Here is a 13,478-nt window from a genome sequence, read left to right as displayed (position 1 = left end):
GAGGGCGGCGCCTCGATCGGCCCCGTCCACCGCAGTTCCAGCTGTGATCAGCCACGACGTCGGCGACACACGGCGTGCTGGTCGAACGAGGAAGGCCCTCGGTGTCCTGGTGGGAGTCTGATGCCGTCCATCGACTCGATCAGCCTCACCCTGCGCCCGACGCAGGCCTGAGGCAGGGTGGGCTGCATGAGCGAGCAGCCCTACGAACCCCGTGATCCCGACGTCGACCCGCTGGCGGACCCCGACCTCCAGCAGGTCGACTCGGACGCGTCCCCCTCGGGCGACGACCCCGAGGTCCTGACCACCGACACGCTCATGCGCGACGACCAGGACGACCAGGGCTGGGAGCCGGAGTACCAGCTCAGCAACTTCACCGCCGAGCTCATCACCGACGGCGACCGCGACTCCGAGACCCTCGACGAGCGGCTCGCGCAGGAGGAGCCGGACGTCGACGCCACCCGCGCGGGCGACGCCGACTCCGAGGCGGACTACCGCCAGGTGTGAGCGGCCTCAGGGCAGGGCGTTGACGAGCTCGGACAGCTCCACGCGCGGCCCGGTGAAGAACGGCACCTCCTCGCGGACGTGGCGGCGCGCCTCGGTGTTCCGCAGGTCGCGCATGAGGTCGACGATGCGGTGCAGCTCGTCGGCCTCGAACGCGAGGAGCCACTCGTAGTCGCCGAGCGCGAACGCGGACACGGTGTTGGCGCGCACGTCCTCGTAGGGGCGGGCCGCCAACCCGTGGTCGCGCAGCATCTTCCGGCGCTCGTCCTCGGGCAGCAGGTACCACTCGTAGGACCGCACGAACGGGTAGACGCACACGTAGTCGCGGGCGCGCTCACCGGACATGAACGCCGGGACGTGACCGCGGTTGAACTCCGCGGGTCGGTGCATCCCGACGACCGACCACACCGGCGCGAGGTGCCTGCCGAGGCGGGTCGTGCGCAACCGCCGGTAGGCCTCCTGGACGAGTTCGACCGTCGGGGCGTACCACCAGAACATCAGGTCGGCGTCGGCGCGCAGCCCTGCGACGTCGTACAGGCCGCGGACGACCAGCCCCTTGCCGGTGAGCTCGTCGAGCAGGTCCTGGACCTCGCGGGCGTGCGCGGCGCGGTCGCTCTCGCCCAGGGGCGTCTCGGACGCGAAGACCGACCACATCGTGTACGCGATGGTGTCGTTGATCTCGTCGGCGGTCGGGTTCTGGGGTGCGGACGTCTGGGCTTCGGGCATGCGCCGATTCTCCCTCAGGCCCCGCCGGCCCCCGCAGGGACCTCGGCCACCACCTCGCGCGCGGCCCGGCGGGCCGCGGCGACGCAGGCCGGCACGCCCACGCCGTCCAGCACGGACCCGCACACCGCCAGCCGCCCCGCGGCGGCGACCGCGGCCCGGAGGCGGGCGACGCGGTCGACGTGACCGACGGCGTACTGCGGCAGCCCGTCGACCCAGCGGGCGACGGCGTGGTCGACGGGGTGCAGGTCGCGGCCCAGCAGCGCGGACGCGTCGGCGGTGGCCCAGCGCAGCACGTCGGCGTCGTCGGCGCGCAGCGCCTCGTCCTCCCCCGCCCGGCCCAGCGAGACCCGCAGGACCGCGAGGTCGCGGCTCTGCGCGCCCACCCACCCCCACTTGTTGCCCGACAGCGTCAGCGCCTTGGCGCGCAGCCCCCGGGCCGCGGCCACGACGGGCGGCACGAGCACCCCGGAGCCGTCCAGCCCGGCCAGCTCCGCGGCCGGGACGGCGAGCGCCGCGATGACCATGCTCGCGGTCTCGACGGCCGCCAGCTCGGCCGCGGCGGCCGGGACGGGACCGGCCAGGAGCCGGGCGGCGACCGGGGCGGGGACGGCCAGGACGACGGCGTCGGCGGGGGCGCCGTCGACGCGCCAGCCGTCCGGGGTGCGCTCGAGGCGGCGGACGGCGGTGCCGGGGCGGACCGCGGCGCCGCGGGCGCGCAACCGGTCGGCCAGGACCTGCGGCAGGGTGGCCAGGCCGCCGTCGAGGCCGGCGAAGACGGGCCCGCCGGCCGCGGGCGCGGGCCCCAGCTGCTCCAGCAGGGACCCGCCGCGGCGGGCGTGCGCCCACAGGGCCGGGACGGTCGCCCGCAGGGACAGCGTCGCGGCGTGACCGGCGTACACCCCGCCGAGCAGCGGCTCGACGAGGCGGTCCACGACGGCGGGACCGACGCGGCCGGCGACGTACTCGGCCACGGCCACGTCGTGCTCGAGGGGGGCGGCGGGGCGGGTGGGCTCGTCGCGGACGCGGGCGACGTCGGCGGCGGCCAGCAGCCCCTCCACCGACCGCGCGTCGCGCGGGACGCCCATGACGGTCCCGGCGGGCAGCGGCCGCAGGCCGTCCTCGGTGGCGAGCCGGGCGCTGGTGGTGGCGGGGTGGACGAGGTCCAGGCCGAGGTCGGTGGCCAGGTCGACGCCCTCGGGGCGGCGGGCGAGCATCGACTCGGCGCCGAGGTCGACGGTGAGGCCGCCGACGTCGGCGCGCTGCAGCACGCCCCCGACGGCGGGGGCGGCCTCGAGGACCTCGACGTCGTGGTCGCCGGACAGCTCCCAGGCGGCGGCCAGACCGGAGATCCCGCCGCCGACGACGATCACCCGCGCCACGCGTGCACCTCGTCCACGACCCTCTTCAGCACGTCGGGGTCGGCGCTCGGGGGGACGCCGTGGCCGAGGTTGACGACGTGCCCGCCGCCGGCGCGCTCGCCCTCGCGCAGGATCCGGTGCAGGTCGGCGCGCAGGACGTCCCAGGGGGCGAACAGCAGCGCCGGGTCGAGGTTGCCCTGGACGGCGACGGGGCGGCCGGCCCCGGCGCGGCCGCGGGCGGCGCCGACGTCCAGGGGGACGCGGAAGTCGACGCCGAGGACGTCGACGCCGCCGTCGACCGCGGCCATCGCGCCGAGCAGCTCACCGGTGCCGGTGCCGAAGTGGGTGCGCGGCACGCCCAGGTCGCGGACGTGGGCGAGCGCGGCGGCCGAGTGCGGGGCGACGAGGCGCTCGTAGGTGGCCAGCGACAGGGAGCCGACCCAGGAGTCGAACAGCTGCACGGCGCTCGCGCCGGCGAGGACCTGGGCGCGCAGGAACGTCCCGGTGATCTGGGCCAGGCGGGCCGCGAGGTCGTTCCACAGGCCGGGGTCGGCGTGCATGAGCGCCTTGGTGTGCAGCAGGTCCCGGGAGGGCCCGCCCTCGACGAGGTAGCTGGCCAGGGTGAAGGGGGCCCCGGCGAACCCGATGAGGGGCACGTCGCCGAGCTGGGCGGTGGTGAGCCGCACGGCGTCGGTGACGTGCTGCAGGGCGTCGAGGGTCAGCTCGGGCAGGCGGTCGAGGTCGGCGCGGGTGCGGACGGGCTCGGCGATGACCGGCCCGGTGCCCGCGACGATCTCCACGCCGACGCCGGCGGCCTCGAGGGGGACGACGATGTCGGAGTAGAAGACGGCGGCGTCGACGTCGTAGCGGCGCACGGGCTGCAGGGTGATCTCGGCGACCAGCTCGGGGCGGCGGCAGGACTCCAGCATCGTCGTCCCGGCGCGGACCTCGCGGTACTCCGGCAGGGAGCGGCCGGCCTGGCGCATGAACCAGACCGGGGTGCGGGACGGGGTGGTGCCGCCGCGGGCGACGTGCAGGTAGGGCGAGGTCTGGTCGGGCACGGGGGCGATCGTCCCACGGCGTGGCAGCACCCCCGCGGGGGCGGTGGGTGCCTACGCTCCGTGGCGTGAGCGCGCAGCGAGGACCTCTCGCCTTCGAGGCCGCGGTGTCGTCCGTGCGCGGGGTGCGGCTGCGCTCGGAGCTGGTGCTGACGGAGGTGCCCGCGCCGGCGCGGATCGCACCGCACGCGTGGGCGGTCGCCGGGGACGTCGTGGTCGACGGCGAGGAGCTGGCGACGGGCCGGTTCATCCTGCTGCACGACCCGTCCAGCCCGCAGGAGTGGGGCGGGCCGTTCCGGGTGGTGACGTACGTGCGGGCCGACCTGGAGGCCGAGCTGGGCGCCGACCCGATGCTGGGGGCGGTCGGCTGGTCGTGGCTGGAGGACGGCCTGGCCGGGGCCGGGGCGCTGGCCGGGGAGGTCGGCGGGACGGTGACACGGGTGCTGTCGGAGGGCTACGGGGCGCTGGCGGGGCGGCCGGCGTCGGTGGACGTGGAGGTGCGGGCGTCGTGGACGCCGCAGGACCCGGACGCGCTGCCGGCCCACCTGGAGGCGTGGGGCGTGCTGGTGTGCACGGTGGCGGGGCTGCCGCCGCTGCCCGAGGGCGTGGTGTCCCTGGGCCGGCGCGGTCGCTGAACGGGTCCTTCTCCGTCCAAACGTTCAAGGCGGCCCCCGCGCGGGCCGATCACCTCCTCAGCAATCAGAGGCGCACCCGCCAGGGGTGCGCCGTTCGCCTGCAGGAGGACGACGGTGACTGCGCTCGTCGAACGCCCCGGGATGGCCGTTCCTTCCCGTCTCGGCCGCTTCGCGGCCCTGGTCGCCGTCGCGGACCCCGCGGTGCGCGAATCGGTGACCCGCACGCTGCGCCTGCTCGGCGCGGTGAACGTCGAGCACGCCACGAGCGTGGCCCAGGCCCGCGCGATGGCGCGGACCGGCCCGCGGGCGCTGTTCATCGCCGACGCCGGCCTGCCGGACGGCTCCGGCGCCCAGCTCGTCTCCGAGCTGCGCGCGGCCGGCTGGAACCGGTGCGTGGTGCTGTCCTCGAACGCCGACCCGTTCGCCGTGCGCGGCGCGGTCGCGGCCGGGGTGCGCTGCTACCTGGTGACCACGCGCCCGGAGGGCGTGGGCCTGGAGGGCCGCGGCGGGGAGTCCGGCGTGGACTCGCTGTCCGAGCGCGAGGTCGAGGTGCTCCAGCACGTCGCCGACGGCCGGTCCAACAAGGACACCGGCGCCCTGCTGGGCCTGTCGGCGCTGACGGTCAAGAGCCACCTGGCCCGCATCGCGCGCAAGCTCGGCACGGGCGACCGCGCCGAGATGGTCGCGATCACCCTCCGGGCCGGTGTGATCCAGTGATCGGACCGCACCACCGGTCACGTACGGTGGTGCGGTGACTTCCACGCCGACCGAGCCGGACCAGGTCCCCGGACCTGAGCTCCCGCTGTTGTCGGCCCCCGCCGACGGCCTGCCGCCCGTCGTGGCCGACGAGGCCGCGCTGGCGCAGGTCGTCGCCGCGTTCGCGGCCGGGACCGGGCCGGTGGCCGTCGACGCCGAACGGGCCTCGGGGTACCGGTACGGGCAGCGCGCCTTCCTCGTGCAGCTGCGCCGCGCCGGCGCCGGGACCGCCCTGATCGACCCGGCCGCGCTGCCGGACCTGTCCGCGCTCGGGGAAGCCCTCGACGGCGTGGAGTGGGTGCTGCACGCGGCGAACCAGGACCTGCCGTGCCTGGCCGACCTGGGCATGCGCCCGACGGCGCTGTTCGACACCGAGCTCGGCTCGCGCCTGGCCGGGCTGCCGCGGGTGGGCCTGGGCGCGGTCGTGGAGGAGCTGCTCGGGCTGCGCCTGGCCAAGGAGCACTCGGCGGTGGACTGGTCCACGCGCCCGCTGCCCGAACCGTGGCTGACCTACGCCGCCCTCGACGTCGAGGTACTCGTCCCGCTGCGCGACGCCCTCGCCGCGCGCCTGGAGGAGCAGGGCAAGCTGGAGTGGGCGCGGCAGGAGTTCGCCGCCGTCGCGAGCGCTCCCCCGCCGGCGCCGCCGGCCGAGCCGTGGCGCCGGACGTCGGGCCTGCACGCGGTGCGCTCGCGCCGCCAGCTGGCCGTGGTGCGGGAGCTGTGGCTGGCGCGCGACGCCGAGGCGCGGCGCAAGGACACCTCCCCGGGCCGGCTGCTGCCGGACTCGGCCGTCGTGGCCGCCGCCCGGGCGATGCCGCGCACCCCGCAGGCGCTCGCGGCGACGCCGGGCTTCACCGGCCGCGCGTCCCGGTCGCGGCTGTCGCTGTGGGCCGAGGCCGTCGCCGCCGGGCTGGCGGTGCCCGAGGCCGACCTGCCCGCGCACCAGCCCCGCGGGGACGGCCCGCCGCCACCGCGGGCGTGGGCGGCGAAGGACCCCGAGGCCGCGGCCCGGCTGAGCGCGGCCCGCGCGGTCGTCACGGAGCTGGCCGAGGAGCGGGGCCTGCCGGTGGAGAACCTGCTGCAGCCGGACGCGCTGCGCCGCCTGGCGTGGGCGCCGCCGGAGCCGCTGGAGCCCGACGCGGTCCGCGCGGCCCTGGCCGCGCGGGGGGCCCGGCCGTGGCAGCTGGACGTGGTCACCGGGCCGGTGACCCAGGCGATGGCCGGGGCCGAGGTCGGCCAGGACGCCCCCGCGCCGGGCTGACCGACGCTCCCGCCTTGCCGGGTCCGCCCGAGTGGGGGATGGTCGACGGGTCACGACGAGGTGACGGTGGTCGACGGTGACGGAGGTGGACGTGGAACGCGTCACCCTGGACGAGCAGTTGTCGAGCGCGGCCATGGCCCGGCACTGGGTCTGCGACCACTGCCCCGACGAGCACCTGCCGACGGCCCGCCGCTGGATCGCCGAGCTCCTGACCAGCGAGCTCGTGCAGAACGCCCTGGACCACGGCCGCGGACCGGTGGTGCTGACGCTAACCCACGACGAGGAGGGCATCCTCGTGGGGATCACCGACGCCGAGGGCCGGGTGCCGACGCTGCGCCACCAAAGCCCGCAGGCCACCGCCGGGCGCGGCATCGCGCTGGTGGACGCGCTGGCGACGGCGTGGGGCGTCTACCGCAGCGACGAGGGCGGGCCGGACGACGCGGCGGGTGGCGGTGAGGGCTGGCCGCAGCCGCGCGAGGACGGGTCGAGCGCCAAGACGGTGTGGTTCCACCTCGCGACACGCTGACCCGTCCGGGGGAAGGTCACCGGGCGCCGGCGGCCGCGTCGCCTACGGTCGGCGATGTGCACCCCGATCAGTCGCCCCCCGTCCGGGCCCTGCTGCGACGCTGCGTGCTCGCCACGAGCGTCGTGGACGACCTGGACGTGGACCTCGACGACGACGGCGTGCGCCTGCCCGGGTGCGCCGAGCTGCAGTGGGCGGACCTGGCGCGCGCCGCCGGTGACGTGGGCGCCGACGTCGGGGAGGACGTGGCCCGGTTGCGGGTCGCCGACGTCCTGCACGCGCACCTGGCCCTGCACGGCGGCAGCGCGCGCGTGGTGCCGCTGGCGGTCCCGCGGCACGCCGACCGGCACCCGGCGTTCGGCTGGGCGCACCAGCGGTTCCTGGGCGGGGCGATGGACCTGGGCCTGGGCGTCGTGGTCCCCCGCGGCCGCTCCGAGCGGGTCCTGCCGCTGCCCGTCGCCTCCGCGCGCGCCACGGGCCGCCCCGGCGCGGTGAGCGCGGAGGACCTCGACCGCCTCGAACGGCTCGGCGACCTCGTCGTCCAGCGGCTGCTGCGCGACGCCGGGACCGACACCGCCGGGGTGCTGCGCCCGGTGGGCGGGTGCGACGTCCCGACGCTGCTGGCCTCGCGCCGGCTGCGCGAGCACCTCGTCGCCGGCCCCGACCGCTCCCCCGGGAACGTGCTGCGCGCGGTGGCCGTCCCCGACCGCACCCGCGGCTGGTTCGACCTGGCCCGCGTCGACCCCGCCTACGTGGGGGCCGCCTGGGTGGCGAGCGACCCCGCCGACCGCGGGTTCCGGCGGCCGGTGCTGGTGACGCGCGAGGAGGTCGCCCTCGTCCCGACGAGCCCGTCGCTGGTGCAGGGCGTGCTGGCGGAGCGGCAGTGACCCGTCACGGCGGGGGTCGAATCCGGTAACGAATGTGACACGGAGGCGGTCGTCGGCTGAAATGGGTGCGTGCAGCTCGGAGCCACAGCGGCTGAATCCGTGTCCATCGTCGGCAGCGACGTCCACCTGCGCGCCGAAGGGCGCACCGAGGTCTACGACCTGAAGTACGCGCAGATGCTGATCCCGTACCTGCGCGGCGAGCGGGACGTCCCGCCGATGCGGATGGCCCACTTCCGTCCCGGCATCAAGCCGTGGATCTGCCTGAGCGTGATCGACGACGACGGCCACGAGCCGAACCTGTCGGGGATCGCGATCTACTCCGGGCTGGGCACGCACCGGGAGATGGGCTTCCACCTGACCCGCGCCGAGGCGTGGCGGCTGGCCGAGATGCTCGAGCACGCCACGAGCGAGCGCGAAGCGGCCTGACCGGTCCCCCTGTGGGCGTCCCCGGGGTCGCCGGGCACCTCGCGCGGGTGCGGCGCGGGCTGGCGCGGGTGTCCCCGGCGCAGCTGCTCGCCGAGCGGGCGGCCGGGGCCCTGGTGGTCGACACCCGGACGCCGGCGCACCGCGCGGCGCAGGGCGAGTTCCCCGGGGCGCTGGTCATCGACCGGACGGTGCTGGAGTGGCGGCTGGACCCGACCTGCCCGTACCGGATCCCGGAGGCGACGGGCTGGGACCTGCGCGTGGTGGTGGTGTGCCGGCACGGGTACAGCTCCTCGCTGGCGGCGGCCTCGCTGCAGGCGGTCGGGTTGTCCCGGGCCACCGACCTCGAGGGCGGGGTCGAGCGCTGGCTGGCGGAGGGGTTCGCCGTGCACCGGGGCCCGGTGGACCTGCGGGAGTGACGCGGAGACCCCCCGCACCGACCGTAGAGTCACCCGATGCACACCAAGCGTCACCTGTCTGTGGTCGTCGGGCTCGCCGCCGCCCTGCTGCTCACCCCCGCGCACGCGCAGGCCGTCAGCACGCCGTTCGTCTACTCCGGGACGGTCCGCGCCGACGGCGCCGACCGCTACGCGACCGCGGCGCTGGTCTCCCGGGGGTCGTTCGCCCCCTCCCCCTCCTCGACGGTCTTCCTCACCAGCGGCGAGTCCTTCGCCGACGCCCTCGCCGCCGGGCCCGCCGCCGCCCACCTCGACGGCCCGCTGCTGCTGACCGCCGCCACCGGCCTGCCGGAAGCCACCCGCGCCGAGCTCGCCCGCCTGTCCCCCGCGTCCGTCCACGTGGTCGGCGGCCGCGACCGGGTCCCCGAGGCCGTCGTGGACGCCGTGGAGGCCCTGCTGCCGTCGGCCACCGTCGACCGCACCGCCGGCGCCGACCGGTACGCCACGGCCGTCGCCGTCGCGCAGCGGTTCTTCCCCGCCCAGCAGGTCTCGTTCGTCCTGGCCCGCGGGGACGCCTTCCCCGACGCGGTCACCGGCGCGGCGCTCGCCGGGTGGCGCGGCGAACCGCTGCTGCTGACGGCACCGGACCGGCTACCCGAGCCGGTCACCGGCTGGCTCAGCGCGACCGAGCGGGACCGCGCCACCGTCGTCGGCGGCGCGGCGTCGGTCTCGGAGGCCGTCGCGGCCCGCCTCGACCTGTTCCTCACCGACCCGGCCGCGGTGACGCGCCTGTCCGGCCCGGACCGCTACGCCACCTCGGCGGCCGTCGCGCGGGCGGCCCACCCGCAGGCCCGGGTCGTGGTCGTGGCCACGGGCCGCACCTTCCCCGACGCCCTCGCGGCCGTCCCCGCCGCGGCCGTCAACGGGGCCCCGCTGCTGCTGACCCCCGGGGACTGCACCCCGGCGGCCACCGCCGCCTACCTGGAGGGGAACTCCTCCGTGCGGGGCACGCTCGTCGTCGGCGACGAGTCCGCGGTCTCCGACGGCTCCACGACCCGGACCTGCTGAGCGACGGCCTCGACGAGGGCGCGGGCGACGTCCTGCGGGGCCAGGCCCACCGCGTCGAGGAGCGCGTCGCGGTCACCGACGTCGAGGAACTCCTGCGGCAGGGCGAAGACGTGCACGGGCGTGGCGGCACCGCGCCCGCGCAGGCCCGCCGCCAGCGCCCAGCCCACGCCCCCGACCTCGCAGCCGTCCTCCAGCACCGCCACGTGCCGGTGCCGCTGGGCCAGGTCCACCAGCACCTCGTCGACCGGCACGACCCAGCGCGGGTCCACGACCGTGACCCCGACCCCGTGCGCGCGCAGCCGGTCGGCCACCTCCAGCGCCCGGGGCACCAGCGCCCCCACCGCGACCAGCAGGACGTCGTCGCCGGTGGCCCACCGCTCACCGGCCAGGACGTCGGCCTGCCCGGCACGGGCGATCGCCGGCAGGTGCGCGGGAACCTTGCCCTTGCCGTACCGCACGACCGTGGGGGCGTCGTCGACGTCGACGGCCTCGCGCAGCTCCTCGCGCAGGGTCTGCGCGTCGCGGGGGGCGGCCATCCGCAGCCCCGGCACCAGCCGGCACATCGCGATGTCCCACATCCCGTGGTGGCTGGGCCCGTCCGGTCCGGTCACCCCGGCCCGGTCCAGGACGAACGTCACCCCGGCGCGGTGCAGCGCCACGTCCAGCAGCAGCTGGTCGAAGGCGCGGTTGAGGAAGGTGGCGTAGACGGCCACGACCGGGTGCAGCCCCCCGGCGGCCATCCCGGCCGCGGAGGTGACGGCGTGCTGCTCGGCGATGCCCACGTCGAAGACGCGGTCGGGGTGGGCCCGGGCGAACCCCTCCAGCCCCACGGGGATGCGCATGGCCGCGGTGATGCCCACGACGTCGCGGCGGGTGGCGGCGATGTCGACGACCTCGTCGGCGAACACGCTCGTCCACGACCGGCCCGAGCTGGCCTGCGCCTCCCCGGTCTCGGGGTCGATGACCCCGACGGCGTGGAAGTGGTCGGCGTCGTCGGCCAGCGCCGGCTGGTACCCGCGGCCCTTCTGGGTGATGACGTGCACGATGACCGGGCCGCCGAAGGACCGGGCCCGGCGCAGCGCGTGCTCGACGGCCTCGGTGTCGTGCCCGTCGACGGGCCCGACGTACTTCAGGCCCAGGTCCTCGAACAGCCCCTGCGGGGCGACGATGTCCTTCAGGCCCTTCTTGACGCCGTGCAGCGTCTCGTAGGCCAGCCGGCCCGGGGTGCCGCCGCGCTTGAGCGACTGCTTGCCCCAGTCCATGAGCCGCTCGTACTCGCGGGTCGTGCGCAGCGTCGCCAGGTGCGAGGCCATCCCGCCGATCGTCGGGGCGTAGGACCGCTCGTTGTCGTTGACGACGACGATCACCGGGCGGTCGGCCGCGGCGATGTTGTTCAGCGCCTCCCAGGCCATCCCGCCGGTCAGCGCGCCGTCGCCGATGACGGCCACGACCCGCCGGTCGGTCTCCCCGCGCAGCTCGAACGCCTTGGCCAGCCCGTCGGCCCACGACAGCGAGGTGGAGGCGTGGGAGTTCTCCACCACGTCGTGCTCGCTCTCGGCCCGCGAGGGGTACCCGGCCAGCCCGCCGGCCTCGCGCAACCGGCTGAAGTCCTGCCGGCCGGTCAGCAGCTTGTGCACGTAGCTCTGGTGACCGGTGTCGAAGACCAGCCGGTCGCGCGGGGAGTCGAACACCCGGTGAAGGCCGATGGTCAGCTCCACGACGCCGAGGTTGGGACCCAGGTGCCCGCCGGTCCGGCTGACGGCGGCGACGAGGAAGTCGCGCACCTCACCGGCCAGCTCCGGCAGCTGCTCCGGGGCCAGGGCCTTGAGGTCCTGCGGCCCCTGGATGGTCTCGAGCAGCCCCATGCGGGGTGGCCTCCTGTGTCGCGGCGGTCGGGCGGACTGACTCGGGCGAGTGTAGGAGCCCGCACGGACGCGGACGTCGCGAACCCGCCCGGCCGGGCCAACGTTCACGACCGGCTCACAGCCGCGGCACGAACCTCCTGCCGCGCAGCGCCTGGTCGAGCAGGCCCACGGCCCGCGCCACCCGCCGCAGCCGCAGGTCCTCCCGCTCCAGGACGTCGAAGACCTGCGGGGCCACCTCCGGGGGCAGCTGCTGGGACAGGTCGCGGCGCGCGGTGCCGGTGGCCCGCCGCACGGCTTCGCGCTGCGCCTCGACGTGGTGCCCGACGAGCCAGGCCAGCAGCACCGGGTGATGCCGCACCGGGGCGTAGGAGCGGTACTCCGGTGGGGCCTGGTCCAGCAGCCACGCCACCGCCTCCGCGCGCCAGTCCTCGACGTCCTGGGCGTCGGGCGGGGGTACCTCGCGGGGCCAGCCCGGCGGGCCGGGACGACTCGTCTCGAACACGTGTTCGATCGTAGCGCGTGGTGGTGGGTCGAACTCCTGTGATGTATCAGGACACCGGTGACAGTTCTGCATCAGGACATCGGTGACACTCGATGTGTCAGGACATCGGTGACAGTCGTAGAGCGGAGTCGCCGTCGCTCGCCCGTCGTGACAGCGCGCACCGCGGGATGACCGTGACGTTGCCGAGTGCCTGTCGTCCTGTTCAGGGGGCGAGGGTCGCGGTCACGATGACTTCCCCAGAGCGCTGGATCCCAGGAGGAGGGGCGGTCATGGAGTTGGTGGCCTGTTGGGGGTAGCGGGTCCAGGTGATGTCGCGGGTCCACGTGTACGTCCCGGCCTCAGCGGCGGTGACGTCGACCCACCACCCGTCGAAGCCGGGCTCTTGGTCGCCGCCGAGGTCCTTGGCGCACCAGCTGGTGCGCTCGACGAGACGCAGAGCGCCCTCGCCGCTTTCTGAGGTGATGCGGTCCCCGGTGCAGGAGGTGCGGGGCAGCGTCGCGCTGATGGGGGTACCGGGCGGCTGATCGGGCTGAGTCAGCACGAGGTGGAGCATCGTGTAGCCGGCGCAGCGCCACACCCGTGGCGCGGTGGGGTCGTCTCCGGAGTGGTACGGGTAGGGCACCGAGGCGATGGCTTGGACCGTGGGCACCGCCTCCGGTGAGGCGGTGCTGTCCGGGGTGAGGGTGGCGCTGACCTGCCAGGAGGCCCAGGACACCGGAGTGGTGGCGGTCTGGCTGTCGCAGGTGGCTGGCGAGGTCGTGGGGGTGGGCGCGTCGCTGCATCCGCTGGGCGTCAGCAGCAGTGCCAGTACCGCCAGCAGCGGTGGCGTGACGTCGTGCGCCCGTCTCATGTGCGGTGTGACGTGACGTCTGCATGCGCCGTTCCCAGTCCTCCTCGACCAGTGGGCCAAGTGGTGCACGGCCGCTCGATGGTCACTCGCAATTCGACACGACCGCGACGTCACCGGCAGCTCAGGACCGCGCACAACGCGCCATGACCGTGACGTCGCCATCTCGCGACCGACTTGTGCGGTTGACTCGTAGCCGCAGCGCACGACGGGGAGCGGAGGCGGTCGTGTTCGACGTGGAAGTGGTGCGTCAGCGGGTCGAGGCGATGCTCGAAAGCGCCCACGAGCCGAGGGTCAAGGTCTTGGGGACGCGCTACGCGCGGTTGCTTGATGGCGCGGTCGTCGTGGACGTCGTCTTCCACGACGGTGATGACGACGTGCACCTAGTGCGGATGGACCTCACGGCCTTCGTCGAGGGCGCAGGCGGGGTCGACGACGCTGAGGTGTTGGCGAGTGAGGTGGTCAGTCGCGTCGTCAACGTTGGGTCCAACGTCAGCGTGGGGCAGCGCAGGAGCACGCTGCACTACTGGCAGGGGGCCTAGGTGTACTGAGCACGGACGTTGGTGACACGCCGAGGACCGTCAGGTCCGTGACGTGAGGAAGACCTCCGAGTGAGGTGTGGAGCTGTCGAGGAACCGCACCACCACTCGGAGGTCTTCGTGCCCCACCG

The 13,478-nt window shown here is 75.7% G+C and carries 17 protein-coding genes; 11 read left to right on the top strand and 6 right to left on the bottom strand.

The genetic code is table 11. The features are described 5' to 3' along the window. Positions 1 to 186: 186 nt before the first annotated feature. Complete coding sequence (locus ACRYM6_RS14190) at positions 187 to 504, top strand: hypothetical protein (RefSeq protein WP_432543533.1); 318 nt, start codon at positions 187 to 189, stop codon at positions 502 to 504. Between the two features lie 6 nt (positions 505 to 510). Here the strand turns inward: ACRYM6_RS14190 and hemQ are convergent, their stop codons facing one another. From hemQ to hemE, 3 genes are read right to left on the bottom strand one after another with little or no spacing between them, the layout of a single operon-like run. Beyond that, on the bottom strand, positions 511 to 1,227 hold the full coding sequence (hemQ, locus tag ACRYM6_RS14185) for a hydrogen peroxide-dependent heme synthase (RefSeq protein ID WP_432543532.1): 717 nt from the start codon (positions 1,225 to 1,227) through the stop codon (positions 511 to 513). Positions 1,228 to 1,241: 14 nt separating this feature from the next. Then, positions 1,242 to 2,606 (bottom strand): protoporphyrinogen oxidase, encoded by a 1,365-nt coding sequence (gene hemG, locus ACRYM6_RS14180; protein ID WP_432543531.1) that lies wholly within the window; start codon positions 2,604 to 2,606, stop codon positions 1,242 to 1,244. Then, positions 2,594 to 3,571, bottom strand: a complete 978-nt coding sequence (hemE, locus tag ACRYM6_RS14175) for a uroporphyrinogen decarboxylase (RefSeq protein WP_432543587.1) — start codon at positions 3,569 to 3,571, stop codon at positions 2,594 to 2,596. Before hemE ends, hemG begins: the two co-directional genes overlap by 13 nt. Before the next feature lie 140 nt (positions 3,572 to 3,711). Here hemE and ACRYM6_RS14170 point away from each other — a divergent pair, with 140 nt between their 5' ends. From ACRYM6_RS14170 to ACRYM6_RS14135, 8 genes are all read left to right on the top strand, one after another. Then, on the top strand, positions 3,712 to 4,278 hold the full coding sequence (locus ACRYM6_RS14170) for a DUF3000 domain-containing protein (RefSeq protein WP_432543530.1): 567 nt from the start codon (positions 3,712 to 3,714) through the stop codon (positions 4,276 to 4,278). Positions 4,279 to 4,392: 114 nt separating this feature from the next. After that, complete coding sequence (locus ACRYM6_RS14165) at positions 4,393 to 4,995, top strand: response regulator transcription factor (protein WP_432543529.1); 603 nt, start codon at positions 4,393 to 4,395, stop codon at positions 4,993 to 4,995. Positions 4,996 to 5,029: 34 nt separating this feature from the next. After that, on the top strand, positions 5,030 to 6,295 hold the full coding sequence (locus ACRYM6_RS14160) for an HRDC domain-containing protein (RefSeq protein WP_432543528.1): 1,266 nt from the start codon (positions 5,030 to 5,032) through the stop codon (positions 6,293 to 6,295). Between the two features lie 91 nt (positions 6,296 to 6,386). Beyond that, the gene (locus ACRYM6_RS14155) at positions 6,387 to 6,821 is read left to right on the top strand and encodes an ATP-binding protein (protein ID WP_432543527.1); all 435 of its coding nucleotides are present in this window, start codon (positions 6,387 to 6,389) and stop codon (positions 6,819 to 6,821) included. 56 nt (positions 6,822 to 6,877) lie between these two features. Then, on the top strand, positions 6,878 to 7,705 hold the full coding sequence (locus tag ACRYM6_RS14150) for a hypothetical protein (protein ID WP_432543526.1): 828 nt from the start codon (positions 6,878 to 6,880) through the stop codon (positions 7,703 to 7,705). 99 nt (positions 7,706 to 7,804) lie between these two features. Further along, positions 7,805 to 8,131, top strand: a complete 327-nt coding sequence (locus ACRYM6_RS14145) for a hypothetical protein (RefSeq protein WP_432514887.1) — start codon at positions 7,805 to 7,807, stop codon at positions 8,129 to 8,131. An 11-nt stretch (positions 8,132 to 8,142) separates the two neighbouring features. Then, positions 8,143 to 8,547, top strand: coding sequence for a rhodanese-like domain-containing protein (locus ACRYM6_RS14140; protein ID WP_432543525.1), 405 nt, complete (start codon positions 8,143 to 8,145; stop codon positions 8,545 to 8,547). A gap of 36 nt (positions 8,548 to 8,583) precedes the next feature. After that, positions 8,584 to 9,594: a cell wall-binding repeat-containing protein gene (locus ACRYM6_RS14135; RefSeq protein ID WP_432543524.1), complete on the top strand. Its 1,011-nt coding sequence runs from the start codon at positions 8,584 to 8,586 to the stop codon at positions 9,592 to 9,594. On the opposite strand, the gene dxs is transcribed toward ACRYM6_RS14135, so the two are convergent. The 3 genes from dxs to ACRYM6_RS14120 all read right to left on the bottom strand — a co-directional run bounded on the left by dxs (position 9,504) and on the right by ACRYM6_RS14120 (position 12,502). Beyond that, entirely contained in the window at positions 9,504 to 11,459 is a 1,956-nt protein-coding gene (gene dxs / locus ACRYM6_RS14130; RefSeq protein ID WP_432543523.1) for a 1-deoxy-D-xylulose-5-phosphate synthase, read from the bottom strand. The two genes, ACRYM6_RS14135 and dxs, sit on opposite strands and share 91 nt — an antisense overlap. A gap of 115 nt (positions 11,460 to 11,574) precedes the next feature. Next, a complete protein-coding gene (locus tag ACRYM6_RS14125; protein ID WP_432543522.1) occupies positions 11,575 to 11,961 on the bottom strand; it encodes a hypothetical protein in 387 nt (128 codons plus the stop codon). 202 nt (positions 11,962 to 12,163) lie between these two features. Continuing rightward, on the bottom strand, positions 12,164 to 12,502 hold the full coding sequence (locus ACRYM6_RS14120) for a hypothetical protein (RefSeq protein ID WP_432543521.1): 339 nt from the start codon (positions 12,500 to 12,502) through the stop codon (positions 12,164 to 12,166). 100 nt (positions 12,503 to 12,602) lie between these two features. Between ACRYM6_RS14120 and ACRYM6_RS14115 the strand changes: the two genes are divergently transcribed. Then, a complete protein-coding gene (locus ACRYM6_RS14115; protein WP_432543520.1) occupies positions 12,603 to 12,827 on the top strand; it encodes a hypothetical protein in 225 nt (74 codons plus the stop codon). Positions 12,828 to 13,035: 208 nt separating this feature from the next. After that, positions 13,036 to 13,350, top strand: coding sequence for a hypothetical protein (locus ACRYM6_RS14110; RefSeq protein ID WP_432543519.1), 315 nt, complete (start codon positions 13,036 to 13,038; stop codon positions 13,348 to 13,350). Positions 13,351 to 13,478 lie beyond the last annotated feature (128 nt).

Origin of the sequence: Kineococcus rugosus (assembly GCF_050871975.1) — a bacterium.
GTDB lineage: Bacteria > Actinomycetota > Actinomycetes > Actinomycetales > Kineococcaceae > Kineococcus.
This window is presented reverse-complemented; position numbering and strand designations above follow the sequence as displayed.

Bases quoted from the DNA above. Each gene is read 5' to 3' on its own strand.
- ACRYM6_RS14190 (WP_432543533.1), top strand. From the start codon at position 187: ATGAGCGAGCAGCCCTACGAACCCCGTGATCCCGACGTCGACCCGCTG.
- hemQ (WP_432543532.1), bottom strand. From the start codon at position 1,227: ATGCCCGAAGCCCAGACGTCCGCACCCCAGAACCCGACCGCCGACGAG.
- hemE (WP_432543587.1), bottom strand. From the start codon at position 3,571: ATGCGCCAGGCCGGCCGCTCCCTGCCGGAGTACCGCGAGGTCCGCGCC.
- ACRYM6_RS14135 (WP_432543524.1), top strand. From the start codon at position 8,584: ATGCACACCAAGCGTCACCTGTCTGTGGTCGTCGGGCTCGCCGCCGCC.
- dxs (WP_432543523.1), bottom strand. From the start codon at position 11,459: ATGGGGCTGCTCGAGACCATCCAGGGGCCGCAGGACCTCAAGGCCCTG.